The 26,352-nt window shown below is 53.1% G+C and carries 47 protein-coding genes; 40 read left to right on the top strand and 7 right to left on the bottom strand.

Going from position 1 to position 26,352, the window contains the following annotated elements:
• The 3 genes from D7S44_RS22775 to bfr form a co-directional block, all read left to right on the top strand.
• The coding region (locus D7S44_RS22775) for an EF-Tu C-terminal domain-related protein (RefSeq protein WP_473234700.1) at positions 1 to 154 on the top strand (154 nt) is incomplete at its 5' end.
• Positions 155 to 324: 170 nt separating this feature from the next.
• Positions 325 to 519, top strand: a complete 195-nt coding sequence (gene bfd / locus D7S44_RS22770; RefSeq protein WP_120458466.1) for a bacterioferritin-associated ferredoxin — start codon at positions 325 to 327, stop codon at positions 517 to 519.
• A 102-nt stretch (positions 520 to 621) separates the two neighbouring features.
• A complete protein-coding gene (gene bfr / locus D7S44_RS22765) occupies positions 622 to 1,098 on the top strand; it encodes a bacterioferritin (RefSeq protein WP_120458465.1) in 477 nt (158 codons plus the stop codon).
• Between the two features lie 19 nt (positions 1,099 to 1,117).
• Here the strand turns inward: bfr and D7S44_RS22760 are convergent, their stop codons facing one another.
• Complete coding sequence (locus D7S44_RS22760) at positions 1,118 to 1,351, bottom strand: hypothetical protein (protein WP_120458464.1); 234 nt, start codon at positions 1,349 to 1,351, stop codon at positions 1,118 to 1,120.
• Positions 1,352 to 1,476: 125 nt separating this feature from the next.
• Here D7S44_RS22760 and rpsJ point away from each other — a divergent pair, with 125 nt between their 5' ends.
• From rpsJ to D7S44_RS22605, 31 genes are all read left to right on the top strand, one after another.
• Positions 1,477 to 1,788 (top strand): 30S ribosomal protein S10, encoded by a 312-nt coding sequence (gene rpsJ, locus D7S44_RS22755; RefSeq protein WP_001181005.1) that lies wholly within the window; start codon positions 1,477 to 1,479, stop codon positions 1,786 to 1,788.
• Positions 1,789 to 1,820: 32 nt separating this feature from the next.
• A complete protein-coding gene (gene rplC, locus D7S44_RS22750; RefSeq protein WP_033792404.1) occupies positions 1,821 to 2,450 on the top strand; it encodes a 50S ribosomal protein L3 in 630 nt (209 codons plus the stop codon).
• Between the two features lie 10 nt (positions 2,451 to 2,460).
• A complete protein-coding gene (gene rplD / locus D7S44_RS22745; protein ID WP_033752971.1) occupies positions 2,461 to 3,066 on the top strand; it encodes a 50S ribosomal protein L4 in 606 nt (201 codons plus the stop codon).
• Positions 3,063 to 3,365, top strand: coding sequence for a 50S ribosomal protein L23 (gene rplW, locus D7S44_RS22740; protein ID WP_033752969.1), 303 nt, complete (start codon positions 3,063 to 3,065; stop codon positions 3,363 to 3,365). Before rplD ends, rplW begins: the two co-directional genes overlap by 4 nt.
• Before the next feature lie 17 nt (positions 3,366 to 3,382).
• A complete protein-coding gene (rplB, locus tag D7S44_RS22735) occupies positions 3,383 to 4,204 on the top strand; it encodes a 50S ribosomal protein L2 (RefSeq protein WP_033752967.1) in 822 nt (273 codons plus the stop codon).
• Between the two features lie 16 nt (positions 4,205 to 4,220).
• Positions 4,221 to 4,499, top strand: coding sequence for a 30S ribosomal protein S19 (gene rpsS, locus D7S44_RS22730; protein WP_001138115.1), 279 nt, complete (start codon positions 4,221 to 4,223; stop codon positions 4,497 to 4,499).
• 13 nt (positions 4,500 to 4,512) lie between these two features.
• Positions 4,513 to 4,845: a 50S ribosomal protein L22 gene (gene rplV / locus D7S44_RS22725; RefSeq protein ID WP_007891659.1), complete on the top strand. Its 333-nt coding sequence runs from the start codon at positions 4,513 to 4,515 to the stop codon at positions 4,843 to 4,845.
• Between the two features lie 17 nt (positions 4,846 to 4,862).
• Positions 4,863 to 5,561, top strand: coding sequence for a 30S ribosomal protein S3 (gene rpsC, locus D7S44_RS22720; protein WP_009087585.1), 699 nt, complete (start codon positions 4,863 to 4,865; stop codon positions 5,559 to 5,561).
• A gap of 12 nt (positions 5,562 to 5,573) precedes the next feature.
• Positions 5,574 to 5,984, top strand: a complete 411-nt coding sequence (rplP, locus tag D7S44_RS22715; RefSeq protein WP_002438716.1) for a 50S ribosomal protein L16 — start codon at positions 5,574 to 5,576, stop codon at positions 5,982 to 5,984.
• The gene (rpmC, locus tag D7S44_RS22710) at positions 5,984 to 6,175 is read left to right on the top strand and encodes a 50S ribosomal protein L29 (protein WP_025902044.1); all 192 of its coding nucleotides are present in this window, start codon (positions 5,984 to 5,986) and stop codon (positions 6,173 to 6,175) included. The genes rplP and rpmC overlap by 1 nt, the downstream gene beginning before the upstream one ends.
• A complete protein-coding gene (gene rpsQ, locus D7S44_RS22705) occupies positions 6,175 to 6,429 on the top strand; it encodes a 30S ribosomal protein S17 (RefSeq protein WP_033752951.1) in 255 nt (84 codons plus the stop codon). The genes rpmC and rpsQ overlap by 1 nt, the downstream gene beginning before the upstream one ends.
• Before the next feature lie 787 nt (positions 6,430 to 7,216).
• A complete protein-coding gene (gene rplN / locus D7S44_RS22700) occupies positions 7,217 to 7,588 on the top strand; it encodes a 50S ribosomal protein L14 (RefSeq protein ID WP_120458463.1) in 372 nt (123 codons plus the stop codon).
• Between the two features lie 10 nt (positions 7,589 to 7,598).
• Positions 7,599 to 7,913: a 50S ribosomal protein L24 gene (gene rplX / locus D7S44_RS22695; RefSeq protein WP_003850150.1), complete on the top strand. Its 315-nt coding sequence runs from the start codon at positions 7,599 to 7,601 to the stop codon at positions 7,911 to 7,913.
• Positions 7,914 to 7,927: 14 nt separating this feature from the next.
• Positions 7,928 to 8,467: a 50S ribosomal protein L5 gene (rplE, locus tag D7S44_RS22690; RefSeq protein WP_033752947.1), complete on the top strand. Its 540-nt coding sequence runs from the start codon at positions 7,928 to 7,930 to the stop codon at positions 8,465 to 8,467.
• A 14-nt stretch (positions 8,468 to 8,481) separates the two neighbouring features.
• Positions 8,482 to 8,787 (top strand): 30S ribosomal protein S14, encoded by a 306-nt coding sequence (gene rpsN / locus D7S44_RS22685; protein ID WP_120458462.1) that lies wholly within the window; start codon positions 8,482 to 8,484, stop codon positions 8,785 to 8,787.
• Positions 8,788 to 8,820: 33 nt separating this feature from the next.
• Positions 8,821 to 9,213 (top strand): 30S ribosomal protein S8, encoded by a 393-nt coding sequence (gene rpsH / locus D7S44_RS22680; protein ID WP_033752943.1) that lies wholly within the window; start codon positions 8,821 to 8,823, stop codon positions 9,211 to 9,213.
• 12 nt (positions 9,214 to 9,225) lie between these two features.
• On the top strand, positions 9,226 to 9,759 hold the full coding sequence (gene rplF, locus D7S44_RS22675; RefSeq protein WP_033752942.1) for a 50S ribosomal protein L6: 534 nt from the start codon (positions 9,226 to 9,228) through the stop codon (positions 9,757 to 9,759).
• 9 nt (positions 9,760 to 9,768) lie between these two features.
• Entirely contained in the window at positions 9,769 to 10,122 is a 354-nt protein-coding gene (rplR, locus tag D7S44_RS22670; protein WP_033752941.1) for a 50S ribosomal protein L18, read from the top strand.
• A 14-nt stretch (positions 10,123 to 10,136) separates the two neighbouring features.
• Positions 10,137 to 10,637, top strand: coding sequence for a 30S ribosomal protein S5 (gene rpsE, locus D7S44_RS22665; RefSeq protein ID WP_033792403.1), 501 nt, complete (start codon positions 10,137 to 10,139; stop codon positions 10,635 to 10,637).
• Between the two features lie 5 nt (positions 10,638 to 10,642).
• Positions 10,643 to 10,822: a 50S ribosomal protein L30 gene (rpmD, locus tag D7S44_RS22660; protein WP_021186404.1), complete on the top strand. Its 180-nt coding sequence runs from the start codon at positions 10,643 to 10,645 to the stop codon at positions 10,820 to 10,822.
• A gap of 3 nt (positions 10,823 to 10,825) precedes the next feature.
• Positions 10,826 to 11,260, top strand: coding sequence for a 50S ribosomal protein L15 (gene rplO / locus D7S44_RS22655; protein WP_033752938.1), 435 nt, complete (start codon positions 10,826 to 10,828; stop codon positions 11,258 to 11,260).
• 7 nt (positions 11,261 to 11,267) lie between these two features.
• Positions 11,268 to 12,599 carry a preprotein translocase subunit SecY gene (gene secY / locus D7S44_RS22650; protein WP_033752936.1) on the top strand — a complete coding sequence of 444 codons (1,332 nt, stop codon included), beginning with the start codon at positions 11,268 to 11,270 and terminating at the stop codon, positions 12,597 to 12,599.
• 32 nt (positions 12,600 to 12,631) lie between these two features.
• Entirely contained in the window at positions 12,632 to 12,748 is a 117-nt protein-coding gene (gene rpmJ, locus D7S44_RS22645) for a 50S ribosomal protein L36 (RefSeq protein WP_004160566.1), read from the top strand.
• 146 nt (positions 12,749 to 12,894) lie between these two features.
• Positions 12,895 to 13,251, top strand: a complete 357-nt coding sequence (rpsM, locus tag D7S44_RS22640; RefSeq protein ID WP_033752934.1) for a 30S ribosomal protein S13 — start codon at positions 12,895 to 12,897, stop codon at positions 13,249 to 13,251.
• Positions 13,252 to 13,267: 16 nt separating this feature from the next.
• The gene (rpsK, locus tag D7S44_RS22635; protein WP_004160563.1) at positions 13,268 to 13,657 is read left to right on the top strand and encodes a 30S ribosomal protein S11; all 390 of its coding nucleotides are present in this window, start codon (positions 13,268 to 13,270) and stop codon (positions 13,655 to 13,657) included.
• Positions 13,658 to 13,689: 32 nt separating this feature from the next.
• Positions 13,690 to 14,310, top strand: a complete 621-nt coding sequence (rpsD, locus tag D7S44_RS22630; protein ID WP_010618555.1) for a 30S ribosomal protein S4 — start codon at positions 13,690 to 13,692, stop codon at positions 14,308 to 14,310.
• 25 nt (positions 14,311 to 14,335) lie between these two features.
• Positions 14,336 to 15,325: a DNA-directed RNA polymerase subunit alpha gene (locus tag D7S44_RS22625; RefSeq protein ID WP_003850179.1), complete on the top strand. Its 990-nt coding sequence runs from the start codon at positions 14,336 to 14,338 to the stop codon at positions 15,323 to 15,325.
• A gap of 40 nt (positions 15,326 to 15,365) precedes the next feature.
• The gene (rplQ, locus tag D7S44_RS22620) at positions 15,366 to 15,749 is read left to right on the top strand and encodes a 50S ribosomal protein L17 (protein ID WP_120458461.1); all 384 of its coding nucleotides are present in this window, start codon (positions 15,366 to 15,368) and stop codon (positions 15,747 to 15,749) included.
• 99 nt (positions 15,750 to 15,848) lie between these two features.
• Positions 15,849 to 16,220: a DnaJ family domain-containing protein gene (locus tag D7S44_RS22615; protein ID WP_120458460.1), complete on the top strand. Its 372-nt coding sequence runs from the start codon at positions 15,849 to 15,851 to the stop codon at positions 16,218 to 16,220.
• Positions 16,220 to 16,657 (top strand): Zn(2+)-responsive transcriptional regulator, encoded by a 438-nt coding sequence (gene zntR, locus D7S44_RS22610; RefSeq protein WP_120458459.1) that lies wholly within the window; start codon positions 16,220 to 16,222, stop codon positions 16,655 to 16,657. Before D7S44_RS22615 ends, zntR begins: the two co-directional genes overlap by 1 nt.
• Before the next feature lie 50 nt (positions 16,658 to 16,707).
• The gene (locus D7S44_RS22605) at positions 16,708 to 16,914 is read left to right on the top strand and encodes an alternative ribosome-rescue factor A (RefSeq protein ID WP_120458458.1); all 207 of its coding nucleotides are present in this window, start codon (positions 16,708 to 16,710) and stop codon (positions 16,912 to 16,914) included.
• A gap of 27 nt (positions 16,915 to 16,941) precedes the next feature.
• On the opposite strand, the gene mscL is transcribed toward D7S44_RS22605, so the two are convergent.
• The 5 genes from mscL to def all read right to left on the bottom strand — a co-directional run bounded on the left by mscL (position 16,942) and on the right by def (position 21,668).
• Complete coding sequence (mscL, locus tag D7S44_RS22600) at positions 16,942 to 17,352, bottom strand: large-conductance mechanosensitive channel protein MscL (RefSeq protein WP_120458457.1); 411 nt, start codon at positions 17,350 to 17,352, stop codon at positions 16,942 to 16,944.
• A gap of 102 nt (positions 17,353 to 17,454) precedes the next feature.
• Positions 17,455 to 18,831 (bottom strand): Trk system potassium transporter TrkA, encoded by a 1,377-nt coding sequence (gene trkA / locus D7S44_RS22595; protein WP_033752924.1) that lies wholly within the window; start codon positions 18,829 to 18,831, stop codon positions 17,455 to 17,457.
• Positions 18,832 to 18,850: 19 nt separating this feature from the next.
• Positions 18,851 to 20,143: a 16S rRNA (cytosine(967)-C(5))-methyltransferase RsmB gene (gene rsmB / locus D7S44_RS22590; protein WP_120458456.1), complete on the bottom strand. Its 1,293-nt coding sequence runs from the start codon at positions 20,141 to 20,143 to the stop codon at positions 18,851 to 18,853.
• A 47-nt stretch (positions 20,144 to 20,190) separates the two neighbouring features.
• Positions 20,191 to 21,135, bottom strand: a complete 945-nt coding sequence (gene fmt, locus D7S44_RS22585) for a methionyl-tRNA formyltransferase (RefSeq protein WP_120458455.1) — start codon at positions 21,133 to 21,135, stop codon at positions 20,191 to 20,193.
• A gap of 20 nt (positions 21,136 to 21,155) precedes the next feature.
• Entirely contained in the window at positions 21,156 to 21,668 is a 513-nt protein-coding gene (gene def, locus D7S44_RS22580; RefSeq protein WP_120458454.1) for a peptide deformylase, read from the bottom strand.
• Positions 21,669 to 21,783: 115 nt separating this feature from the next.
• Between def and dprA the strand changes: the two genes are divergently transcribed.
• Genes dprA through D7S44_RS22550 form a run of 6 tightly spaced genes read left to right on the top strand, consistent with a single transcriptional unit; the run spans position 21,784 to position 25,580 of the window.
• The gene (gene dprA, locus D7S44_RS22575; RefSeq protein ID WP_120458453.1) at positions 21,784 to 22,908 is read left to right on the top strand and encodes a DNA-protecting protein DprA; all 1,125 of its coding nucleotides are present in this window, start codon (positions 21,784 to 21,786) and stop codon (positions 22,906 to 22,908) included.
• Positions 22,880 to 23,353 carry a DUF494 family protein Smg gene (smg, locus tag D7S44_RS22570; RefSeq protein ID WP_033752918.1) on the top strand — a complete coding sequence of 158 codons (474 nt, stop codon included), beginning with the start codon at positions 22,880 to 22,882 and terminating at the stop codon, positions 23,351 to 23,353. Before dprA ends, smg begins: the two co-directional genes overlap by 29 nt.
• A gap of 23 nt (positions 23,354 to 23,376) precedes the next feature.
• Positions 23,377 to 23,922 (top strand): DNA topoisomerase family protein, encoded by a 546-nt coding sequence (locus D7S44_RS22565; RefSeq protein ID WP_120458452.1) that lies wholly within the window; start codon positions 23,377 to 23,379, stop codon positions 23,920 to 23,922.
• A gap of 9 nt (positions 23,923 to 23,931) precedes the next feature.
• Positions 23,932 to 24,504 (top strand): L-threonylcarbamoyladenylate synthase type 1 TsaC, encoded by a 573-nt coding sequence (gene tsaC, locus D7S44_RS22560; RefSeq protein ID WP_120458451.1) that lies wholly within the window; start codon positions 23,932 to 23,934, stop codon positions 24,502 to 24,504.
• Between the two features lie 3 nt (positions 24,505 to 24,507).
• Complete coding sequence (aroE, locus tag D7S44_RS22555) at positions 24,508 to 25,326, top strand: shikimate dehydrogenase (RefSeq protein ID WP_120458450.1); 819 nt, start codon at positions 24,508 to 24,510, stop codon at positions 25,324 to 25,326.
• A complete protein-coding gene (locus tag D7S44_RS22550; RefSeq protein WP_120458449.1) occupies positions 25,323 to 25,580 on the top strand; it encodes a DUF1488 family protein in 258 nt (85 codons plus the stop codon). Before aroE ends, D7S44_RS22550 begins: the two co-directional genes overlap by 4 nt.
• Here D7S44_RS22550 and D7S44_RS22545 read toward each other — a convergent pair.
• A complete protein-coding gene (locus D7S44_RS22545) occupies positions 25,547 to 26,098 on the bottom strand; it encodes a gamma carbonic anhydrase family protein (protein ID WP_120458448.1) in 552 nt (183 codons plus the stop codon). The two genes, D7S44_RS22550 and D7S44_RS22545, sit on opposite strands and share 34 nt — an antisense overlap.
• Between the last annotated feature and the right edge of the window lie 254 nt (positions 26,099 to 26,352).

Below are 26,352 nucleotides of genomic sequence, written 5' to 3'. Positions count from 1 at the left end.
GCCGGAAGGCGTTGAGATGGTAATGCCGGGCGACAACATCAAAATGACCGTTACTCTGATCCATCCGATCGCGATGGACCAGGGTCTGCGCTTCGCAATCCGCGAAGGCGGCCGTACCGTTGGCGCGGGCGTTGTTGCTGAAGTTATCGCTTAATTGCGTTAGCGAGGTGGCCTTCGGGCCACCAGAGCAGAAAAGAGCACTTCGGTGCTCTTTTTTTATGCCTTAAGTCTGCCCGAAGCGCGTTATCCACACTAACTCTGGGTTTGAAATAAAAATTATTCTCATTTAAGCTTTGATCATAAAATGATCGAGGTGAGCAGTAAATGTACGTCTGTTTGTGTAACGCCGTCAGTGATAAAACCCTTCGCGAAGCGGTTCGCCGCTATCAGCCAAAATCTATCCAGCAGCTGCGTCAGCTGGTTCCTGTCGGGAAGCAGTGCGGCAAATGTATCCGTGTGGCGCGGGAAATCATGGAAGAAGAGCTGCAAAGCGTGCCGCTCTATAAAGAAATTGCCTGACCCCAGCGCGCTGTTCTTAATACCCACAGATTTTGTCGCGTTTTTTTGACTTCTTTTTATCCGCATCTACGCTCTAACTTAACTGGAAGCGGAGGAAGCAAAATGAAGGGCGACATTAAAATCATAAGCCATTTGAATAAACTGCTGGGAAATGAACTGGTTGCGATTAATCAGTACTTTCTTCACGCGCGGATGTTCAAAAACTGGGGCCTGATGCGCCTCAACGACACGGAGTATCACGAATCCATCGACGAGATGAAGCACGCCGATAAGTATATTGAGCGCATTCTGTTTCTTGAGGGAATTCCGAACCTGCAGGATTTAGGCCGGTTGCGAATTGGCGAAGATGTCGAGGAGATGCTGCGTTCCGATCTCCAGCTGGAGCTGGAAGGGGCGAAGGACCTGCGCGAAGCTATCGCTTACGCTGATAAGGTACATGATTACGTCAGCCGTGACATGATGATCGAAATCCTTGCGGATGAAGAGCACCATATCGACTGGATCGAAACCGAGCTCGATCTTATCAGCAAGATGGGTATCCAGAACTACCTGCAGGCGCAAATCAGAGAAGAAGGGTAGTCCAGTCGTGAATAACGCATTAAGAGAGCCCGCTTTCGCCGCCATCAGGCGCTAAGCGGGCTTGTTTCCATTTGTGCCTCTTTTGCTCTTCCACTCCCCGGTTCTTCACTTCTTCACCGCCAATGGTAATAACGCCACCAGAAAATAAGGTTAAAAACAGAACGCGGGTTGCTTCCTGAGCAGATTTACGTATAATGCGCGGGCCTGCCAATATTAGCAGGCGCGATTCGAGCAGAATCGCAGGCGGCAGCATGTTAGGTCGCCTGACAATACTCCCAATTGTGGAGTTATATGCTGAACGATTACACTCTCCCATCAATCGTAATGGGTGCGAGTAGTAATTTTTTTCGTCTATAAAAAGTTTGGAGCTCTGGTCTCATGCAGAACCAAAGAATCCGTATCCGTCTTAAAGCGTTTGATCATCGTCTGATCGATCAATCAACCGCGGAAATCGTTGAGACTGCCAAGCGCACTGGTGCGCAGGTTCGCGGTCCGATCCCGCTGCCGACTCGCAAAGAGCGCTTCACCGTTCTGATCTCTCCGCACGTTAACAAAGATGCGCGCGATCAGTACGAAATCCGCACTCACAAGCGTCTGGTAGACATCGTTGAGCCAACTGAAAAAACCGTTGATGCTCTGATGCGTCTGGATCTGGCTGCCGGTGTAGACGTGCAGATCAGCCTGGGTTAATCAGGTCATCGAGCGATTGAGAGGTTGATACAATGATTGGTTTAGTCGGTAAAAAAGTGGGCATGACCCGCGTCTTCACTGAAGACGGCGTTTCAATCCCAGTAACCGTAATCGAAGTTGAAGCAAACCGCGTTACTCAGGTCAAAGGCCTGGAGAACGATGGTTACCAGGCAATCCAGGTTACCACCGGTGCGAAAAAAGCGAACCGTGTGACCAAACCTGAAGCTGGTCATTTTGCTAAAGCTGGCGTTGAAGCCGGCCGTGGTCTGTGGGAATTCCGCACTGCTGAAGGTGAAGAGTACTCAGTTGGCCAGAGCATCAGTGTTGAAATTTTCGCTGACGTTAAAAAAGTAGACGTAACCGGTACCTCTAAAGGTAAAGGTTTCGCAGGTACCGTTAAGCGCTGGAACTTCCGTACCCAGGACGCTACTCACGGTAACTCCCTTTCTCACCGCGTTCCGGGTTCTATCGGTCAGAACCAGACTCCGGGCAAAGTGTTCAAGGGCAAGAAAATGGCAGGTCAGCTGGGTAATGAGCGCGTAACCGTTCAGAGCCTGGATGTGGTACGTGTTGACGCTGAGCGCAACCTGCTGCTGGTGAAAGGTGCTGTCCCGGGAGCAACCGGCAGCGACCTGATCGTTAAACCAGCTGTGAAGGCGTAAGGGGATAGCAATGGAATTAGTACTGAAAGACGCGCAGAGCGCGCTGACTGTTTCCGAAACTACCTTCGGTCGTGATTTCAACGAAGCGCTGGTTCACCAGGTTGTTGTTGCATACGCTGCAGGCGCCCGTCAGGGTACCCGCGCGCAGAAAACGCGTGCTGAAGTAACTGGTTCAGGCAAAAAGCCGTGGCGTCAGAAAGGCACCGGCCGTGCGCGTTCAGGTTCTGTAAAGAGCCCGATCTGGCGTTCAGGTGGCGTGACCTTCGCTGCGCGTCCGCAGGACCACAGTCAAAAAGTTAACAAAAAGATGTACCGCGGCGCGCTGAAAAGCATCCTGTCCGAACTGGTACGTCAAGATCGTCTGATCGTTGTCGAGACGTTCTCTGTAGAAGCACCGAAAACCAAGCTGCTGGTACAGAAACTGAAAGACATGGCGCTGGAAGACGTGCTGATCATCACCGGTGAACTGGATGAGAATCTGTTCCTGGCTGCGCGCAACCTGTACAAGGTTGACGTGCGCGATGCAGCGGGTATCGACCCAGTTAGCCTGATCGCCTTCGACAAAGTCGTTATGACTGCTGATGCAGTTAAGCAAGTTGAGGAGATGCTGGCATGATCCGTGAAGAACGTCTGCTGAAAGTACTGCGCGCGCCGCACGTATCTGAAAAAGCGTCTGCTGCGATGGAAAAAACCAACACCATCGTTCTCAAAGTTGCGAAAGACGCGACCAAAGCAGAGATCGTTGCTGCTGTTGAAAAACTGTTCGAAGTAGAAGTTAAAGACGTGAATACCCTGGTTGTTAAAGGGAAAACTAAGCGTCACGGACAGCGTATCGGTCGTCGCAGCGACTGGAAAAAAGCTTACGTCACCCTGAAGGAAGGCCAGAACCTGGACTTCGTCGGCGGCGCTGAGTAAGTCGGAGGAGAAAGACAATGGCAGTTGTTAAATGTAAACCGACATCTCCGGGTCGTCGCCACGTCGTTAAAGTGGTAAACCCTGAGCTGCACAAGGGCAAACCTTTTGCCCCGCTGATCGAAAAGAACAGCAAATCCGGTGGTCGTAACAACAATGGTCGTATCACTACCCGTCATATCGGTGGTGGTCACAAGCAGGCTTACCGTATTGTTGACTTCAAACGCAACAAAGATGGTATCCCGGCAGTTGTTGAGCGTCTTGAGTACGATCCGAACCGTTCTGCGAACATCGCACTGGTTCTGTACAAAGACGGCGAGCGCCGTTATATCCTGGCCCCTAAAGGCCTGAAAGCCGGCGACCAGATTCAGTCTGGCGTTGATGCTGCGATCAAAGCAGGTAACACCCTGCCGATGCGTAACATCCCGGTGGGTTCTACTGTACACAACGTAGAAATGAAGCCGGGCAAAGGCGGTCAGATCGCTCGCTCTGCTGGCGCTTACGTGCAGATCGTTGCGCGTGAAGGCTCCTACGTTACCCTGCGTCTGCGTTCAGGCGAAATGCGTAAAATCGAAGCTGATTGCCGCGCAACCCTGGGCGAAGTCGGCAACGCTGAGCATATGCTGCGCGTTCTGGGTAAAGCGGGTGCAACTCGTTGGCGTGGTGTTCGTCCGACCGTTCGCGGTACCGCGATGAACCCAGTAGATCACCCGCACGGTGGTGGTGAAGGTCGTAACTTTGGTAAGCACCCGGTAACTCCGTGGGGCGTTCAGACCAAAGGTAAGAAGACCCGTAGCAACAAGCGTACTGATAAATTTATCGTACGTCGCCGTAGCAAATAATTTTAGAGGATAAGCCATGCCACGTTCTCTCAAGAAAGGTCCTTTTATTGACCTGCACTTGCTGAAGAAGGTAGAGAAAGCGGTGGAAAGCGGAGACAAGAAGCCCCTGCGCACCTGGTCCCGTCGTTCAACGATCTTCCCTAACATGATCGGTTTGACCATCGCTGTCCATAATGGTCGTCAGCACGTTCCTGTCTTTGTTTCCGACGAAATGGTCGGCCACAAGCTGGGTGAATTTGCACCGACACGTACTTATCGCGGCCACGCTGCTGATAAGAAAGCCAAGAAGAAATAAGTAGGAGGAAGAGATGGAAACTATTGCTCAACATCGCCATGCTCGTTCTTCTGCTCAGAAGGTTCGCCTTGTGGCTGACCTGATTCGCGGTAAGAAAGTGTCGCAGGCTCTGGATATTCTGACCTACACCAACAAGAAAGCGGCTGTACTGGTTAAGAAGGTCCTGGAATCTGCCATTGCTAACGCCGAACACAACGATGGCGCTGATATCGACGATCTGAAAGTCGCGAAAATTTTCGTAGACGAAGGCCCGAGCATGAAGCGCATTATGCCGCGTGCTAAAGGTCGTGCAGATCGCATCCTGAAGCGCACCAGCCACATTACTGTGGTTGTGTCCGATCGCTGAGACTCTGGAGACTAGCAATGGGTCAGAAAGTACATCCTAATGGTATTCGCCTGGGTATTGTAAAACCATGGAACTCTACCTGGTTTGCGAACACCAAAGAATTCGCTGACAACCTGGACAGCGATTTTAAAGTTCGTCAGTTCCTGACTAAAGAACTGGCAAAAGCGTCTGTATCCCGCATCGTTATCGAGCGTCCGGCTAAGAGCATCCGTGTGACCATTCACACCGCTCGCCCGGGTATCGTTATCGGTAAAAAGGGTGAAGACGTAGAGAAACTGCGTACGGTCGTCGCGAATATCGCTGGCGTACCTGCACAGATCAATATCGCCGAAGTCCGTAAGCCGGAACTGGACGCGAAACTGGTTGCTGACAGCATCACTTCACAGCTGGAGCGTCGTGTGATGTTCCGTCGTGCGATGAAGCGTGCTGTTCAGAACGCCATGCGTCTGGGCGCGAAAGGTATCAAAGTTGAAGTTAGCGGCCGTCTGGGCGGTGCTGAGATCGCACGTACCGAATGGTACCGTGAAGGTCGCGTACCGTTGCACACTCTGCGTGCTGACATTGACTACAACACCTCAGAAGCGCACACCACTTATGGTGTAATCGGCGTTAAGGTATGGATCTTCAAAGGCGAGATCCTGGGTGGTATGGCTGCTGTTGAACAACCGGAACCGGCTGCTCAACCTAAAAAGCAGCAGCGTAAAGGCCGTAAGTAAGGAGAGTCGCTGATGTTACAACCAAAGCGTACAAAATTCCGTAAAGTGCACAAAGGCCGCAACCGCGGTCTGGCGCAGGGTACGGATGTTAGCTTCGGTACTTTCGGTCTGAAAGCTGTTGGCCGTGGTCGTCTGACTGCTCGTCAGATCGAAGCAGCACGTCGTGCTATGACCCGTGCAGTTAAGCGTCAAGGTAAGATCTGGATCCGTGTATTCCCGGACAAACCGATCACCGAGAAGCCGCTGGAAGTGCGTATGGGTAAAGGTAAGGGTAACGTGGAGTATTGGGTTGCCCTGATTCAGCCTGGTAAAGTCCTGTATGAAATGGACGGCGTACCAGAAGAGCTGGCCCGTGAAGCCTTCAAGCTGGCAGCAGCAAAACTGCCTATCAAAACCACCTTTGTTACTAAGACGGTGATGTAATGAAAGCAACTGAGCTGCGTGAAAAAAGCGTCGAAGAGCTGAACACTGAGCTGCTGAATCTGCTGCGTGAGCAGTTTAACCTGCGCATGCAGGCAGCATCTGGCCAACTGCAGCAGACCCATCTGCTGAAACAGGTTCGCCGTGATGTTGCACGCGTTAAGACTTTACTGACTGAGAAGGCGGGTGCGTAATGACCGATAAAATCCGTACTCTGCAAGGTCGTGTTGTTAGTGACAAAATGCAGAAATCTGCAGTTGTCGCTATCGAGCGTTTCGTGAAGCACCCGATCTACGGTAAATTCATTAAGCGTACGACTAAGCTGCACATCCATGACGAGAACAACGAATGCGGTATTGGTGACGTGGTTGAAATCCGCGAAACCCGTCCGCTGTCCAAGACTAAGTCCTGGACTCTGGTTCGCGTTATTGAGAAAGCGGTTCTGTAATAAGAACAGTTTTTTCTGAAGAAACCCTCTGCTTCGGCAGAGGGTTTTTTTTTGCCTCTCGCTCGGCTCATTTCCCATCACGCATTAATTGTGTCTGCCATTTCATTCAACGCCGCATCAAGGCGGCGGCAATGCTGTCGCTTCTCGCGCCAGCTGTGGAACAGAAGCAGGATGCCCTGACCGGCGCAGAATAACGGCGACATCCGTTCTCGCCAGGATAACGTTAGTATGCTGCCAGCAAGGTAAGCCCAGCAACCCGCCAGGGCAGGGAAGAGTGTCTGGCAGGCGCAGCACAGGGCCTGATCAGTACAGCATCGCGCTGTGTCTTTACCGACACTGGTGCCGTAAGGCAAACGTCTCGCTTCATCTATTGTGCCGGTGCTGCGCATGGACAACGCGGAGCTTCAGTAATCAGGCACAGGTTGCCGTCGCGTCATCAGAGCAAATGGGCGCCATGTAGAGAGACGTTAGCGGTTATTGACCTGCCGAAGGAGCGCTATTTGCTTATTCAGCTGGTCGTTCCGCAGAGGATGTAAAGGCGTTAGATGAGGCGGTAATGGCGAGTGTCGAAAAATAAGGCAGATTACATTTGCTACTGCTGAGACTATTCCCTAGAATACGCCCTCCCTGTTATCAGGGAAAATAAGCGGCCCCATTGTTGAGCCGTTCATTTTTTCTACCCATCTGTGAGAACCGGTGTTATAATGCCGCGCCCTCAAATATGGGGCTTTCTAACGACCTGAAGTTTGGGTCCCGAAGTAGTAGTTGACATTAGCGGAGCACTAAAATGATCCAAGAACAGACTATGCTGAACGTCGCCGACAACTCCGGTGCACGTAGCGTAATGTGTATCAAGGTTCTGGGTGGCTCGCACCGTCGCTACGCAGGCGTCGGCGATATCATCAAAGTTACCATCAAGGAAGCAATTCCGCGTGGTAAGGTGAAAAAAGGTGATGTCCTGAAGGCGGTAGTGGTGCGCACCAGGAAGGGTGTTCGTCGCCCGGACGGTTCTGTCATTCGCTTCGATGGTAACGCATGCGTTATTTTGAACAATAACAGCGAGCAGCCAATCGGAACACGTATTTTTGGGCCGGTAACTCGTGAACTTCGTACTGAAAAGTTCATGAAAATTATCTCTCTGGCACCAGAAGTACTCTAAGGAGCGAACAATGGCAGCGAAAATCCGTCGTAACGACGAAGTTATCGTGCTGACCGGCAAAGATAAAGGTAAGCGCGGTAAAGTTAAGAATGTCCTGTCTTCTGGCAAGGTCATCGTTGAAGGCATCAACCTGGTTAAGAAACACCAGAAGCCGGTTCCGGCTCTGAACCAACCGGGTGGCATCGTTGAAAAAGAAGCCGCTATTCAGGTTTCTAACGTTGCGCTTTTCAATGCGGCAACCGGTAAGGCTGACCGTGTAGGCTTTAGATTCGAAGACGGCAAAAAAGTCCGTTTCTTCAAGTCTAACAGCGAAACTATCAAGTAATTTGGAGTAGTACGATGGCGAAACTGCATGATTACTACAAAGACGAAGTAGTCCAGAAACTCATGACAGAGTTTGGCTACACTTCTGTCATGCAAGTCCCTCGGGTCGAGAAGATCACCCTGAACATGGGTGTTGGTGAAGCGATCGCTGACAAGAAACTGCTGGAAAACGCAGCAGCTGACCTGGCAGCAATCTCCGGTCAAAAACCGCTGGTCACCAAAGCACGCAAATCAGTTGCAGGCTTCAAAATCCGTCAGGGCTATCCGATCGGCTGTAAAGTAACTCTGCGCGGCGAGCGCATGTGGGAGTTCTTTGAGCGTCTGATCACCATTGCTGTACCGCGTATCCGCGACTTCCGTGGTCTGTCCGCGAAGTCTTTCGATGGTCGTGGCAACTACAGCATGGGCGTTCGTGAGCAGATCATCTTCCCAGAAATCGACTACGACAAAGTCGATCGCGTTCGTGGTTTGGATATCACCATTACCACTACTGCGAAATCTGATGATGAAGGCCGTGCTCTGCTGACTGCCTTTGACTTCCCGTTCCGCAAGTAAGGTAGGGTTACTTAATGGCTAAGCAATCAATGAAAGCACGCGAAGTTAAGCGTGTGAAATTAGCAGACAAATTCTTCGCAAAACGCGCTGAACTGAAAGCGATCATTTCTGATGTGAACGCTTCCGACGAAGATCGTTGGAACGCTGTTCTCAAGCTGCAGACTCTGCCGCGTGATTCCAGCCCGTCTCGTCAGCGTAACCGCTGCCGTCAAACAGGTCGTCCGCACGGTTTCCTGCGGAAGTTCGGGTTGAGCCGTATCAAGGTCCGTGAAGCCGCTATGCGCGGTGAAATCCCGGGTCTGAAAAAGGCTAGCTGGTAATTGTCACCAATTGAATCACGGGAGTAAAGACAGATGAGCATGCAAGATCCGATCGCGGATATGCTGACCCGTATCCGTAACGGTCAGGCCGCGAACAAAGCTGCGGTCACCATGCCTTCCTCCAAGCTGAAAGTGGCAATTGCCAACGTGCTGAAGGAAGAAGGTTATATTGAAGATTTCAAAATCGAAGGCGACATCAAGCCGGAACTGGAACTGACTCTTAAGTATTTCCAGGGTAAAGCTGTTGTAGAAAGCATTCAGCGTGTCAGCCGCCCAGGTCTGCGCATCTATAAGAAAAAAGATGAGCTGCCGAAAGTTATGGCGGGTTTAGGTATTGCTGTTATTTCTACCTCTAAAGGTGTCATGACTGATCGTGCAGCGCGCCAGGCTGGTCTTGGCGGCGAAATTATCTGCTACGTAGCGTAATCGGAGGAAACTATGTCTCGTGTTGCTAAAGCACCTGTCGTTGTTCCTGCCGGCGTAGAGGTAAAACTCGACGGTCAGGTAATTTCGATTAAAGGTAAAAACGGCGAGCTGACTCGTACTATCAATAATGCCGTAGAAGTTAAGCATGCTGACAATGCACTGACCTTCGCTCCGCGCGACGGTTTTGCAAACGGCTGGGCGCAAGCGGGTACCGCTCGTGCGCTGCTGAACGGCATGGTTATCGGTGTTACCGAAGGCTTCACTAAGAAGCTGCAGCTGGTTGGTGTTGGTTATCGTGCTGCCGTTAAAGGCAACGTGGTTAACCTGTCACTGGGTTTTTCTCACCCAGTTGATCATCAGCTGCCCGCGGGTATCTCTGCAGAATGTCCGACTCAGACTGAAATCGTGCTGAAAGGCGCTGATAAACAACTGATCGGCCAGGTTGCAGCTGACTTGCGCGCCTACCGTCGTCCTGAGCCTTACAAAGGCAAGGGTGTCCGTTACGCCGACGAAGTCGTGCGTATCAAAGAGGCTAAGAAGAAGTAAGGTAACACTATGGATAAGAAATCTGCTCGTATCCGTCGTGCGACCCGTGCACGTCGCAAGCTCAAAGAGCTGGGTGCTACTCGCCTGGTGGTACATCGTACCCCGCGTCACATTTACGCACAGGTAATCGCCCCGAACGGTTCCGAAGTTCTGGTTGCTGCTTCTACTGTAGAAAAAGCTATCTCTGAACAACTGAAGTACACCGGCAACAAAGATGCAGCTGCCGCAGTAGGTAAAGCTATTGCTGAGCGCGCAATCGAAAAAGGCATCAAAGATGTTTCTTTCGACCGTTCCGGTTTCCAATATCATGGTCGTGTCCAGGCACTGGCAGATGCTGCTCGTGAAGCTGGCCTTCAGTTCTAAGGTAGAGGTCTAGGATGTCACACATCGAGAAACAAGCTGGCGAACTGCAGGAAAAACTGATCGCGGTAAACCGTGTTTCTAAAACTGTGAAAGGTGGTCGTATCTTTTCCTTCACCGCACTGACTGTAGTGGGTGATGGTAACGGCCGCGTTGGTTTTGGTTACGGTAAAGCGCGCGAAGTTCCGGCAGCGATCCAGAAAGCGATGGAGAAAGCCCGTCGCAACATGATTAATGTCGCGCTGACCAACGGCACCCTGCAGCACCCGGTTAAAGGTGCGCACACGGGTTCCCGCGTGTTCATGCAGCCGGCTTCTGAAGGTACCGGTATCATCGCCGGCGGTGCAATGCGCGCCGTTCTGGAAGTCGCTGGAGTTCATAACGTTCTGGCTAAAGCCTATGGTTCCACTAACCCGATCAACGTGGTTCGTGCAACTATCGACGGCCTGGAAAATATGAATTCTCCAGAAATGGTCGCTGCCAAGCGTGGTAAATCCGTTGAAGAAATTCTGGGGTAATCACGATGGCTAAGACTATTAAAATCACTCAAACCCGTAGCTCAATCGGCCGCCTGCCTAAGCATAAAGCCACTCTGGTTGGTCTGGGTCTGCGTCGTATTGGCCACACCGTTGAGCGTGAAGACACGCCTGCTGTACGCGGTATGGTCAACGCGATTTCTTACATGCTGAAAGTAGAGGAGTAACAGATGCGTTTAAATACTCTGTCTCCGGCCGAAGGCTCTAAGCACGCTTCCAAGCGTCTGGGTCGTGGTATCGGTTCTGGCCTCGGCAAAACCGGTGGTCGTGGTCACAAAGGTCAGAACTCTCGTTCTGGCGGTGGCGTACGTCGCGGTTTCGAGGGTGGTCAGATGCCTCTGTACCGTCGTCTGCCGAAATTCGGCTTCACCTCGCGTAAATCATTCGTGACTGCAGAAGTGCGTCTGTCTGATCTGGCGAAAGTGGAAGGCGGTATCGTTGACCTGAGCACGCTGAAAGCAGCCAACATTATCGGTGTTCAGATTGAATTCGCGAAAGTGATTCTGTCTGGTGAAGTTTCTGCACCGGTAACGGTTCGCGGTCTGCGTGTCACCAAAGGTGCTCGTGCTGCAATCGAAGCTGCTGGCGGTAAAATCGAGGAATAAGTAGCAGATGGCTAAACAACCGGGATTAGATTTTCAAAGTGCCAAGGGTGGATTTGGTGAACTGAAACGCAGACTGCTGTTTGTTATCGGTGCACTGATTGTCTTCCGAATTGGCTCTTTTATTCCGATCCCTGGTATTGATGCCGCTGTACTTGCCAAACTGCTTGAGCAACAGCGTGGCACCATCATTGAAATGTTCAACATGTTCTCTGGTGGTGCTCTCAGCCGTGCTTCAATCTTCGCGCTGGGTATTATGCCGTATATTTCGGCCTCTATTATTATCCAGCTGCTTACGGTGGTTCATCCAGCGTTAGCGGAGATTAAGAAGGAAGGGGAGGCTGGCCGTCGTAAGATTAGCCAGTACACCCGCTACGGTACGTTGGTATTGGCAATATTTCAGTCAATCGGTATTGCTACCGGTTTACCGAATATGCCTGGAATGCAGGGCCTGGTGCTTAATCCAGGCTTTGCCTTCTACTTTACCGCTGTTGTAAGCCTGGTAACCGGGACGATGTTCCTGATGTGGCTGGGCGAACAGATTACTGAACGAGGTATCGGCAACGGTATTTCGATCATTATCTTCGCGGGTATTGTTGCGGGACTTCCGCCGGCCATTGGCCATACCATCGAGCAAGCGCGGCAAGGCGACCTGCACTTCCTCCTGTTGCTGTTGGTTGCAGTTCTTGTATTTGCAGTGACCTTCTTCGTTGTTTTCGTTGAGCGTGGTCAACGCCGCATTGTGGTGAACTATGCGAAACGTCAGCAAGGTCGTCGTGTATACGCTGCACAGAGCACACATTTACCGTTGAAAGTGAACATGGCGGGTGTAATCCCGGCAATTTTCGCTTCCAGCATTATCCTGTTCCCCGCGACGATAGCATCCTGGTTCGGGGGCGGTACCGGTTGGAACTGGCTGACAACAATTTCGCTGTATTTGCAGCCAGGACAGCCGCTATATGTGCTACTCTATGCGACTGCAATCATCTTCTTCTGCTTTTTCTACACGGCGTTGGTTTTCAACCCGCGCGAAACGGCAGATAACCTGAAGAAGTCTGGTGCATTCGTACCGGGAATTCGTCCGGGAGAGCAAACGGCGAAGTATATCGATAAAGTAATGACGCGTCTGACCTTAATCGGCGCACTGTACATTACTTTTATTTGCCTGATCCCGGAGTTCATGCGTGATGCGATGAAAGTTCCCTTCTACTTTGGCGGTACATCACTGCTCATCGTAGTGGTCGTCATCATGGACTTTATGGCTCAAGTGCAAACTCTGATGATGTCTAGTCAGTACGAGTCTGCATTGAAGAAAGCAAACCTGAAAGGCTACGGCCGTTAATTCAGGCGCTTGAGAAGTTACGGAGAGTAAAAATGAAAGTTCGTGCTTCCGTCAAGAAATTATGTCGTAACTGCAAAATCATCCGTCGCGACGGTGTCGTACGTGTGATTTGCAGCGCCGAGCCTAAGCATAAACAGCGCCAGGGCTGATTTTTTCACATATTTTTCTTGCAAAGTCGGGTTGAGCTGGCTAGATTAGCCAGCCAATCTTTTGTATGTCAATGCGTTTCCATTTGAGTATCCTGAAAACGGGCTTTTCAGCATGGGGCGCATTTATTTAATTATAGGAGTGCATAGTGGCCCGTATAGCAGGCATTAACATTCCTGATCATAAACACACCGTTATCGCATTAACTTCGATTTTCGGTATCGGCAAGACCCGTTCTAAAGCCATTTGCGCTGCAACGGGTATCGCTGAAGATGTTAAGATCAGTGAGCTGTCTGAAGAACAAATTGATCAGCTGCGTGATGCAGTTGGTAAATTCGTTGTTGAAGGTGATCTGCGCCGTGAAATCACCCTGAGCATCAAGCGTCTTATGGACCTTGGTTGCTACCGTGGTTTGCGCCATCGTCGTGGTCTGCCGGTTCGCGGTCAGCGTACCAAGACCAATGCACGTACCCGTAAGGGTCCGCGCAAACCGATCAAGAAATAATCGGGGTGAGTAAATAATGGCAAAGGCACCAGTTCGTGCACGTAAGCGTGTAAGAAAGCAAGTCTCAGATGGCGTGGCTCATGTCCATGCTTCTTTTAACAACACCATCGTTACCATTACTGATCGTCAGGGTAACGCGCTGGGTTGGGCAACCGCCGGTGGTTCCGGTTTCCGCGGTTCACGTAAATCTACTCCGTTTGCTGCTCAGGTCGCTGCAGAGCGCTGTGCAGAAGCCGTGAAAGATTACGGTATTAAGAACCTGGAAGTTATGGTTAAGGGTCCGGGTCCGGGTCGCGAATCAACTATTCGTGCTCTGAACGCCGCAGGTTTCCGCATCACTAATATTACTGATGTGACTCCGATCCCTCACAACGGTTGTCGTCCGCCGAAAAAACGTCGCGTATAACGCCGCGTTTTTAGGATAGTTGGAGAAAGAAAATGGCAAGATATTTGGGTCCTAAGCTCAAGCTGAGCCGTCGTGAGGGCACAGACCTTTTCCTGAAGTCTGGCGTTCGCGCGATTGATTCCAAGTGTAAAATTGAACAAGCCCCTGGTCAGCATGGTGCGCGTAAACCGCGTCTGTCTGATTACGGCGGCCAGTTGCGTGAAAAACAGAAAGTTCGTCGTATCTACGGCGTGCTGGAACGTCAGTTCCGCAACTACTATAAAGAAGCAGCACGTCTGAAAGGCAACACCGGTGAAAACCTGTTAGCTCTGCTGGAAGGTCGTCTGGATAACGTAGTTTACCGTATGGGCTTCGGCGCCACTCGTGCAGAAGCACGCCAGCTGGTCAGCCACAAGTCTGTAATGGTTAACGGCCGCGTTGTTAACATCGCTTCTTATCAGGTATCTCCGAATGATGTCGTAAGCATCCGCGAGAAAGCCAAAAAGCAATCTCGCGTGAAGGCCGCTCTGGAGCTGGCTGAGCAGCGTGAAAAGCCAACCTGGCTGGAAGTTGATGCGACTAAGATGGAAGGTGTGTTCAAGCGTATTCCTGAGCGTACCGATCTGTCTGCGGACATTAACGAACACCTGATCGTCGAGCTTTACTCCAAGTAAAGCTTAGTACCAAAGAGAGGACACAATGCAGGGTTCTGTGACAGAGTTTCTAAAACCGCGCCTGGTAGATATCGAGCAAGTGAGTTCGACGCACGCCAAGGTGACCCTTGAGCCTTTAGAGCGTGGCTTTGGCCATACTCTTGGTAACGCACTGCGCCGTATTCTGCTTTCTTCCATGCCGGGTTGCGCGGTGACCGAGGTTGAAATTGATGGTGTACTGCATGAGTACAGCACCAAAGAGGGCGTACAGGAAGATATCCTGGAAATCCTGCTCAACCTGAAAGGGCTGGCGGTAAGAGTTCAGGGTAAAGATGAAGTCATTCTGACCTTGAATAAATCTGGCATTGGCCCTGTGACTGCAGCCGACATTACCCATGATGGTGATGTCGAAATCGTCAAGCCGCAGCACGTGATCTGTCACCTGACCGATGAGAACGCCGCTATCAGCATGCGTATCAAAGTTCAGCGTGGTCGTGGTTATGTGCCGGCTTCTGCCCGAATTCATTCGGAAGAAGATGAGCGCCCAATCGGCCGCCTGTTGGTCGACGCTTGCTACAGCCCTGTAGACCGTATCGCCTACAATGTTGAAGCAGCGCGTGTAGAACAGCGCACCGACCTGGACAAGCTGGTCATCGAAATGGAAACCAACGGCACAATCGATCCTGAAGAGGCGATTCGTCGTGCGGCGACCATCCTGGCAGAACAACTGGAAGCTTTCGTTGACTTACGTGATGTACGTCAGCCGGAAGTGAAAGAAGAGAAACCAGAATTCGATCCGATCCTGCTGCGCCCTGTTGACGATCTGGAATTGACTGTCCGCTCTGCTAACTGCCTTAAGGCAGAAGCTATCCACTACATCGGTGATCTGGTACAGCGTACCGAGGTTGAGCTGCTCAAAACGCCTAACCTGGGTAAAAAATCTCTTACCGAGATTAAAGACGTGCTCGCCTCACGTGGTCTTTCTCTGGGCATGCGCCTTGAGAACTGGCCGCCGGCAAGCATCGCTGATGAATAACCGGATCACAGGTTAAGGTTTCACTGAGAAGGATAAGGTCATGCGCCATCGTAAGAGTGGTCGTCAACTGAACCGCAACAGCAGCCATCGTCAGGCTATGTTCCGCAACATGGCTGGCTCTCTGGTTCGTCACGAGATCATCAAGACGACTCTGCCGAAAGCCAAAGAGCTGCGCCGCGTAGTTGAGCCGCTGATTACTCTTGCCAAGACCGACAGCGTAGCTAATCGTCGTCTGGCATTCGCCCGTACTCGTGATAACGAGATCGTGGCAAAACTGTTTAATGAGCTGGGCCCGCGTTTCGCGAGCCGTGCAGGTGGTTACACTCGTATTCTGAAGTGTGGCTTCCGCGCTGGTGACAACGCTCCGATGGCATACATCGAGCTGGTTGATCGTCCAGAAGCTCAAGCAGAAGCTGCAGAGTAATTTGTAGCATCGTAAAAAACCCGCTTCGGCGGGTTTTTTATTGCCTGAAAATTGTCTCGTCCGTTAAGCTCAATTAACTGGCTAAATCAGGAGACGCTCATGTGGTTAATCGATCAGCTGGCTGAACAGCATATTCGTGCGGCGCAGGAGAAAGGCGAACTCAGCGATCTGCCCGGCGAAGGTGCGCCGCTCGAACTGGATGACGACAGTCATGTACCGGCAGAATTACGCAGCGGCTACCGGCTACTGAAAAACGCCGGCTTTTTGCCGCCAGAGCTGGAAATGCGGCGCGAAGCGCTGGAAATTAGCGATCTGCTGCGCAATATCGATCCTGACGATCAACGCTACCGTGAACAGAGCAAGCGTCTGCTTGTGCTGGAACTGCAGCTACGTCAGGCGGGTATGAGTACCGATTTTTTACAGGGCGCTTACGGCGAAGCGATCCGTGAACGCTGGTTAAAGGAGGAGTAGTGTACCGCATCGGGCAACTGGCAAAGCTGGCGAACGTTACCGTCGATACCATTCGTTTCTACGAAAAACAGCAGATGATGGAGCACGAGATCCGTACCGAGGGTGGCTTTCGGTTGTACAGCGAGAGCGATCTTCAGCGTCTTAAATTTATCCGCTTCGGCCGCCAGCTTGGCTTCGGTCTTGACGCCATTCGCGATCTACTCTCGATCCGTGTCGATCCCGCGCACCATACCTGCGAAGAATCGAAAGCGATCGTTCAGGCGCGTCTGGAAGAGGTGAATAAGATGATTAGTGAACTGCAAAACGTGCAGCGTTCGCTTCAGCGTTTGTCTGACGCCTGCTGCGGCACCGCGCACAGCAGCGACTATTGTTCGATACTGGAAGCGATCGAACAGGGAACGGAGCCCAGGCCGGAACACACTCATCTGCGGGATTGAATTTTACGGTAAAGAGAATATATTTACGCTGTCTAAACGAGGAGATGGTTATGAGTAAGTATCAACATACCAAAGGCGAGATTCGCGACAACGCAATCCAGGCTTTATTACACGACCCGCTGTTCCGCCAGCGCATTGAGCAGAAGCAAAAAGGCAAAGGCAGTTATCGGCGGAAAGATAAACATGCGAAACGTGGCGGTTGGGAGGCCAGTGATAAGAAGAGCGCTTATCACTGGCCTTCTGCTTTATGGGCATAAAAAAGCCGCCTCGCGGGCGGCTATGTTTTAGATTTTTCCGTTCTGCTGCTTCAGCAAATCGCGGATTTCACTCAGCAGCACCTCTTCGTTAGAGGGTTTCGCTACGGGTTTTTCGACTTCTTTCTTCTTATGCAGTTTATTCATCAGTTTGATGGCGATAAAAATAGCGAACGCCACAATGACGAAGTCGAACACAGTCTGAATAAATACGCCGTACTCCATTACGACTGGCGGCGTAGCGCCTTCGGCAGGTTTAAGCACCCATTTGAACTGTTTAAAGTCCACTCCGCCAATCAGTAGTCCCAGCGGTGGCATGATAATGTTTGCCACCAGTGAAGAGACAATTTTGCCAAACGCAGCGCCAATAATCACACCAACGGCGAGATCAACCACGTTGCCGCGCATTGCAAAATCACGAAACTCTTTGAAAAAACTCATACTTATCTCCTTGCCCTGGCCAATTTCTAAAGTCTAACAAACCTTTCGGCAATTGCCATCTAAGCGGCGGCATTTGTCGGAATAGTCTTGTCGCCGTTGCGCTTACAGAAAGAAAGGGCTTGGCTGAAACAGGCGCTCGACGTCCGGCACAAATTTTTTGTCAGTCAGGAACATAATGACATGATCGCCTTGCTCAATACGCAGGTTATCTTTGGCAATCAGCACATCCTCGCCGCGTACTACCGCGCCGATAAGCGTACCGGGCGGCAGTTTAATATCATTGATCATTCGTCCTACCACGCGCGACGTCGTTTCGTCGCCGTGAGCAATAGCTTCGATTGCTTCAGCGATGCCGCGTCGTAAAGAAGAGACGCCCACAATATCCGCTTTACGCACGTGACCTAACAGCGCCGAGATAGTGGCCTGCTGGGGAGAGATAGCGATATCGATCACGCTGCCCTGAACCAGATCGACATAGGCGCGACGCTGGATCAGCACCATCACCTTTTTCGCACCCATCTTTTTCGCCAGCATCGCCGACATGATGTTCGCTTCGTCATCATTGGTGACCGCAATAAAAAGATCGACCTGATCGACGTGCTCTTCCGCCAGCAGCTCCTGATCCGATGCGTCGCCATAGAAGACGATCGTATCCTGAAGCTGCTCGGCCAGTTCGGCAGCGCGGCGTGGATTACGCTCAATCAGCTTCACGCTGTAATTTTTTTCCAGCCGCTGCGCAAGGCCGAAACCGATATTGCCGCCGCCCACCAGCATGATGCGTTTATAGGGCCTTTCCAGACGCTGCATTTCGCTCATAACCGCGCGGATATTCTGACTGGCGGCGATAAAAAAGACCTCGTCTCCCGCTTCCACAATAGTCGAGCCTTGCGGACGAATAGGCCGATCCTGGCGGAAAATGGCGGCAACGCGGGTATCAATATGCGGCATATGCTCGCGTAGAATTGAGAGCGGATTACCCACCAGCGGCCCGCCATAATAGGCTTTGACTACTGCCAGACTCACCAGCCCTTCAGCGAAATTGACTACCTGCAGCGCGCCGGGGTACTGAATCAGGCGATAGATGTTCTCGATCACCAGCTGTTCCGGCGAGATAAGATGATCAATCGGCACCGCTTCGGGAATAAAGAGTTTTTCTGCGTCGCGCAGGTAATCCGCCGCGCGTATACGCGCGATGCGGTTAGGCGTATTAAACAGCGAGTAGGCTATCTGACACGCCACCATATTGGTCTCATCAGAGCTGGTGACCGCAACTAACATATCGGCATCTTCTGCGCCTGCCTCGCGCAAAATACGCGGATGCGACCCGTGGCCCTGAACGACGCGCAAATCAAATTTATCCTGTAGCTGACGTAAGCGGTCAGGATCGGTATCAACTACCGTAATGTCATTGTTTTCGCCGACCAGGTTTTCCGCCAGCGTGCCGCCAACCTGACCGGCGCCAAGAATGATAATTTTCATTGCGTATCATGCTCTTTAGTTAGTGCGCTTTTACCAGCTTAGCGTAGAAAAACCCGTCACCGCCTTCAACCGTCGGGAAGACCTGCAGGCCGCTTGTTTTGCCGCCCGGCAACGCTTCAGCGCGCGCGTCGGCGTGACGCGTCAGAAAGGCGGTAATCTGCGCTTCGTTCTCATCCGGCAGGACCGAGCAGGTTGCGTACAGCAGCGTGCCGCCCGGTTTCAGATGCGTCCAGACCGCCTCGAGAATATCGCGCTGCAGCGCGGCCAGTTCGGCTATATCCCGATCGCGGCGCAGCCATTTGATATCGGGATGGCGACGCACAACGCCGGTGGCGGAGCAGGGCGCATCCAGCAAAATACGATCGAACTGGCGATCGCCGCACCACGCCTCTGGCGTGCGTCCGTCGCCCTGTTTAACCTCTGCCTGCATATTGAGACGCTGCAAATTCTCGTTAACGCGCGTTAAACGCTGGGCATCCACATCGACCGCCATCACCTGAGCCTGCGGCGCGATCTCAAGAATATGCGTTGTCTTGCCGCCTGGCGCGGCGCAAAGATCGAGGATCTGCTCGCCATTTTCAGGCGCCAGCAGCAGGGCGCAGCGCTGAGCCGAAAGATCCTGAACGGTGACCCAGCCGTCAGCGAAGCCGGGCAGCTGGCCGACTGGAGCAGGGGTTTCAAGACGCAACGCATCCGGCGCCGTGTCGTCGGCCACCGCGGATTTTCCACTCTCGTTCAGCAGCGCCAGCCAGCTATCGCGGCTGTGATGCTGACGGTTGACGCGCAGCCACATTGGCGGGCGCTGGTTATTCGCTTCTACAATCTGCTGCCAGTTTTCCGGCCAGGCTTTTTGCAGACGCTGCAGCAGCCAGGTCGGATGCAGATATCGCTGCGGCTGCTGGTCGACCTCTGCGATCAGCTCTTCCTGCTGACGCTGGAACTGACGCAGCACGCCATTAATCAATCCTTTGAGATTTGCGCGCTTAAGCGCTTCGGCGCCGGCGACGGTCTCTGCCAGCGCGGCATGAGGAGGGACGCGCGTATAGAGCAGCTGATAGATGCCGACCATAATGAGGTAGTGCAGCACGCGCTGTTTGCCATTCAGCGGTCGTGCCATCAGCTTGCCGATTACGGCTTCGAGCTGCGGCAGCGTGCGCAGCACGCCGAAGCAGAGCTCCTGCACCAGCGCGCCATCCTTATCGGAGACTTTTTTTTGCGCGGCAGGCAGCACCGCGCTGAGCGATTCGCCCTTATCAATCACGCGCTCAATGAGTTGAGCGGTCAGGCTTCGCAGATTCGTTGATTTAGTCATTCGCGTTACGTCATTAAACAAAAAGCCCGGACAGAGCCGGGCTGGAGTCAGGCTAAAATGCGGCCTGGCGTGAACCACTCGCGACGCGAGTTAAGCAGATCCTGCGCTGACATCGCTTTTTTACCGGCCGGCTGCAGCAGCTGAAGATTCAAAACGCCTTCGGCAGTGGCGACCTGGATACCGTGCTTATCGGCCGCAACGATCTCGCCCGGCTGTTTTGCGACGTGCGGCAATACAGTTGCCTGCCACACTTTCACCGGCTGATCCTCAATCAGAAAATAGCTTACCGGCCAGGGATTAAAAGCGCGGATACAGCGTTCAAGCTGAGCGGCGGAGAGCTGCCAGTCGAGACGGGCTTCCTCTTTGCTGAGCTTCTCTGCGTAGTTAGCCTGCGCGTCATCCTGCTTCTCCGGCTGCGCGCGGCCGTCTGCCAGCTGAGAGAGCGTTTCCAGCAGCCCCTGCGGGCCGAGCTGAGCCAGCTTGTCATACAGCGTGGCGCTGGTGTCCTGCGCGGTGATCGGACAGCAAAGCTTATACAGCATATCGCCGGTATCCAGCCCGACATCCATCTGCATGATGGTCACGCCGGTTTCGCTGTCGCCAGCCCAGAGCGAACGCTGAATAGGCGCGGCGCCGCGCCAGCGCGGCAACAGCGAGCCATGCACGTTGATGCAGCCGAGACGCGGCATCGCCAGCACCGCCTGCGGTAAAATCAGGCCGTAGGCGACCACGACCATCACATCCGCCTGTAGATCAGCAACCAGCTGCTGATTTTCAGCGGGGCGAAGCGACTTCGGCTGAAATACCGGAATGGCGTGAGTTTGTGCCAGCGTTTTCACCGGGCTGGGCGTTAGCTTGTTACCACGACCAGCGGGGCGATCGGGTTGGGTAAAGACGCCGACAACCTGATGCTCAGAAGCAAGCAGCGCGTCGAGATGACGCGCTGCAAAATCAGGTGTGCCAGCGAAGATAATTTTCAGCGGAGCAGACACGGTTATCTCTTCTTTGGCCGTCAGGAAGTACGCGCGCTCTGGCGCGCCAATTTTTCCAGCTTTTGCTTGATGCGTTGACGCTTCAGCGGCGACAGATAATCAATAAACAGTTTGCCGTCGAGGTGATCGATTTCATGCTGAATACAGATAGCCAGCAAACCGTCGGTTTCCAGTTCAAAGCTGTTGCCTTCGCGATCCAGCGCGCGCACTTTGACGCGCTCGGCGCGCGGAACAAAGGCACGCTGCTCAGGAATAGAGAGGCAGCCCTCTTCGATACCGGTTTCGCCGCTTTTATCCAGCAGCTCCGGGTTAATCAGAACCAGACGCTCATCGCGGTTTTCCGACACGTCGATAACGATGATGCGCTGGTGGATATCCACTTGCGTTGCCGCCAGGCCAATACCTTCTTCGGCGTACATGGTTTCAAACATATCGTCGACGATGCGCTGAATCTCAGCGTTAACTTCTTTCACTGGCGCCGCGATTTTGCGGAGACGATCGTCAGGGAAATGTAATACCTGCAAAACTGACATAAATATCCAGATCTGTATGCGATTAAAAAAGATTATTGCTTCATATTGTAGACTTTTTGAGGCCTGATTGACAGCATTCACCCGCAGGAAGCGGCACGTAAAGCAGGGAGCAACTATGGGAAATATCGAGCGCTATTTGCGGCTTTCCGCCGTAACTGGCCTGACCGGAAAACGCTGGCTTGAGGCAGCGATAACGCTTAATAAAACAGAAGACGCCTCCTTAACCTTTAAAGCGGCCGGTCTGAGCGAGCAGCAGATTCACCAGTTTTACCATCTTTCGTCACGTCAGATCGCTGCCACCGAAGCGTGGCTTGCCGAAAACGACGCTCACCATCTGGTGACCGCTTTAGACGACGGCTATCCCGCCGCTTTACGCGAGATTCACCGCTTTCCGCCGCTGCTTTACATAAAAGGCGAACCCGCTTTGCTCTCCTCAATGCAGCTGGCGGTTGTCGGCAGCCGTAACTGTTCACACTATGGGCGGCAGTGGGGGGAATGGTTTTCCCAACAGCTGGCGCTGAGCGATCTGACCATCACCAGCGGACTGGCGCGCGGCATAGACGGCATCGCGCATCGCGCGGCGCTGGAGGCGCAGGGAAAAACCGTCGCGGTGCTGGGTAGCGGATTACAGCATATCTATCCAAAAAGTCATGGCGCGCTGGCAGCAGAGATTGTGGAGAAAGGCGGGGCGGTCGTTTCTGAATTTCCTCTTACGACGCCGCCCCATGCGCTCAACTTCCCGCGGCGTAACCGCGTTATCAGCGGCCTGAGCCGGGGCGTGCTGGTGGTGGAGGCGACGATTAAAAGCGGTTCGCTGGTTACTGCGCGCTATGCGCTGGAGCAAAACCGCAATGTCTACGCTTTGCCGGGAGCGCTGGGCAGTCCCGGCAGCGAGGGAACGCACTGGCTGATTCAGCAAGGAGCGCTGCTGGTGGCGCAGCCTGCCGATATAGTGGAAGATCTTCGCGCTGCGTTTAACTGGCTGCCTTTTACACAGCCGGAAGCAATATATTCTGGAGAGAGCGGCGATGCGCCATTGCCATTTGCTGAGGTGTTGGCTAACGTAGGTGATGAGGTTACACCTGTTGACGTCGTCGCTGAACGTGCCGGCCAACCTGTGCCAGTGATTGCAGCCCAACTGCTGGAGCTGGAGTTAGCAGGATGGATCGCAGCTGTACCCGGCGGCTATGTCCGATTGAGGAGGGCATGCCATGTTCGACGTACTAATGTACTTGTTTGAGACATATATCCACAACGAAGCAGAAATGCAGGTTGATCAGGATACATTGACTGATGACTTAACCGATGCCGGTTTTCATCGTGAAGATATCTACAATGCGTTGAACTGGTTAGAAAAGCTGGCAGATTATCAGGAGGGCCTGGTCGATCCGATTCTGCTAGCCAACGATCCGCTTTCAATGCGCATCTACACGGAAGAAGAAGGCCAGCGTTTAGATGCCGAATGTCGTGGTTTCCTGCTGTTCCTGGAGCAGATTCAGGTGCTCAATATGGAAACGCGCGAAATGGTCATCGAACGAGTCATGGCGCTCGACACGCTCGAGTTTGATCTGGAAGATCTCAAATGGGTGGTGCTGATGGTGTTGTTCAATCTCCCGGGATGCGAAAACGCCTATCAGCAGATGGAAGAACTATTATTCGACGTCAATGAAGGCATGCTGCATTAATTATCCGTTATGCAGCCATCGTTATGAGCAAATCAGCACTCTTCACCGTGCGTAAACAGGATCCCTGCCCCGCCTGCGGGGCAGATTTAGTTATCCGCAGCGGTAAACACGGCGCCTTTTTAGGCTGCACAAATTATCCAGCTTGCGACTATATTCGGCCGCTAAAAAATCAGGCTGACGGCCACATCGTCAAGGTGCTCGAAGGGCACGCCTGCCCGCAGTGTGGCGAGGATAAAGCGCTGCGTCAGGGACGCTACGGCATGTTCATCGGCTGTAGCCACTACCCTGAATGCGACTATAGCGAAGCGATAGATAAACCTGATGAAACCCTTATTGCCTGCCCGCAATGCCTGGAAGGCAAGCTGGTGCAGCGTCGTTCACGTTACGGCAAGACTTTCCACGCCTGTAACCGTTATCCGGCCTGCCAGTTCGCCGTTAACGCTACGCCAGTCGCTGGCGTATGCCCACACTGTCATTTCCCATTGCTGGTAGAGAAGAAAACCGCGCAGGGTGTAAAACGCTTCTGCGCCAGTAAAAGTTGCGGCAAGGCCGCCGCATCAGAGACTTAAGATAACATCATGCAAAAACACTCTTTTTCCGGTTCGCTGGAGGACTGCGTCGAACAGCTGCGTCAGCAGGCCGTTATTGCTTATCCAACCGAAGCCGTCTTTGGTTTAGGTTGCGACCCGGACAGTGAAAGCGCCGTAATGGCGCTGCTGGCATTGAAACAGCGTCCCGTTGAGAAAGGATTGATCCTTATCGCAGCCGATTATGCTCAGCTGGAGCGCTATATCTCTGACCGCGAGCTGACCGTCGAGCAGCGTGAACGCATGTTCGCTCACTGGCCTGGCCCGGTAACCTTTGTCGTGCCTGCCACGCCACAAACGCCGCGCTGGCTGACGGGGCGGTTTGATTCGCTGGCAATCCGCGTAAGCGATCACCCTGATGTACAGGCGCTCTGTCGCGCGTTTGGCAAGCCACTGGTATCGACCAGCGCTAACCTGTCGGGCGAAGAGCCTTGTCGTACTGTCGAGGCGGTCAGGGCGCAATTCGGCGAAGCCTTTCCGGTGCTGGTGGGTAACACCGGCGGACGGCAGAATCCGTCGGAAATTCGCGATGTGTTAACCGGCAACCTTATTCGTCAGGGCTAATGCATGGATCAGTTTGCGGTATTCGGCAATCCCATCAGTCACAGTAAGTCCCCTTTGATTCATCTCGCCTTCGCTGAGCAGACGGGTATTGAGCATCGTTATGGCCGCGTCTGTGCGCCGCTCGACGCCTTTCCGGACGCTATTGCTGCGTTTTTTGCTCAGGGCGGACGCGGCGCCAACGTCACCCTGCCTTTTAAACAGCAGGCGTACGAATTTGCCGATGAGCTGAGCGAACGAGCCTCGCTCTCCGGCGCGGTGAATACCCTGAAAAAAGGCAGCGACGGGCGTATCCTGGGCGACAATACTGACGGCATTGGGCTACTGAGCGATCTTGAACGTCTTGCCTTGATCCGCCCGGGAGATCGTATTTTGCTGGTGGGAGCAGGCGGCGCGGCGCGCGGCGTAATCCTGCCGCTGCTCTCTGCGGGCTGCGCCGTGACGGTTGTTAACCGCACGCAGGCGCGCGCAGAGGAGCTGGCGCAGCTCTTCAGCCAGTATGGGGCGATTGACGCCTGCGGCTTTGAGCAACTGGCGGGGCGGACCTTCGACCTGGTGGTGAATGCGACGTCAAGCGGCGTAAGCGGCGAGGTTCCGCCACTGCCAGGCTCGCTGATAAATGCTCAGGTGCGCTGCTACGACATGTTCTATCAGGCTGGCGCGACGCCGTTCCTGCAATGGTGCGAGCAACACGGCGCGCAGCAATATGCGGATGGCCTTGGCATGCTGGTGGGGCAGGCCGCGCACGCTTTCCTGCTGTGGCATGGCGTGATGCCGGAAATTGCGCCGGTTATTGCCCAGCTTAAACAGGCAATGCAGCCATGAATCAGGCTATTCAGTTTCCCGATCGCGAAGAGTGGAACGCTGATAAAGAGGCTGTCTGTTTTCCGGCGCTGGTCAACGGCATAGTGCTGACCTGCGCCATCTCTGCCGAAGCCCTGACTCAACGCTTCGGGCAGGGGGAGGCAATGGCCTTATTCACCGCTCATCGCTGGGATTTGGAAGAAGAGGCGGAAGCGGCCATCATTAACGACGCGTTCGACGATCAGGAGTGGGTCTGGCTCGTATCCGCGAGATAGTCATCTTTCCAGCGAACATAATTGTTAGCGGAGTAGAGTAAGCCCGCGATCTCCTGCTCGTTCAGCGGGCGCACTTGTCTGACCGGGCTGCCTAGATAGAGATAGCCGCTCTCCAGACGCTTGCCCGGCGGCACCAGGCTGCCTGCGCCAATCATCACGTCATCTTCAATAATGGCACCGTCCAGTACGATCGATCCCATTCCTACCAGCACGCGATTACCGATAATACAGGCGTGCAGCATCGCTTTATGGCCGACGGTCACGTCATCGCCAATCGTTAAAGGAAAGCCCTGAGGGTTGCTGGCGGATTTGTGTGTAACGTGCAGTACGCTGCCGTCCTGAATATTGGTGCGCGCGCCGATACGAACCTGATTTACATCGCCGCGTATCGCGACTAATGGCCAGACGCTGGCGTCATCCCCCAGAATGACGTCTCCGATAACGACGCTGGAAGCGTCGATCATGACGCGCTGACCGCACTGCGGGTAACTCTCTTTATAATGACGTAGGGCTGACATTCACTTTCTCCTTATCAATTCACGTACAGACTGGGGCGGATCGCAGTGCCAGACAAGGGAAAAAGGCCTGCGATCGTTGAAGATCTCTGCAATGAGATGGATTTATCGCCAACCAGAAAAAAAGATCGAAAAAAGGGTTGTGCAATTAAATCGGATCCCTATAATGCGCCTCCACTGACACGGCACAACGGCTTACGAAGCGCAGTGTTCAGGAGGCTCAGGCAGCTGAGCCGCCGGAGAAAATCGCTGAAAAA

The sequence above is a fragment of the Pantoea piersonii genome, assembly GCF_003612015.1.
GTDB classification, from domain to species: domain Bacteria; phylum Pseudomonadota; class Gammaproteobacteria; order Enterobacterales; family Enterobacteriaceae; genus Pantoea; species Pantoea piersonii.
This window is presented reverse-complemented; position numbering and strand designations above follow the sequence as displayed.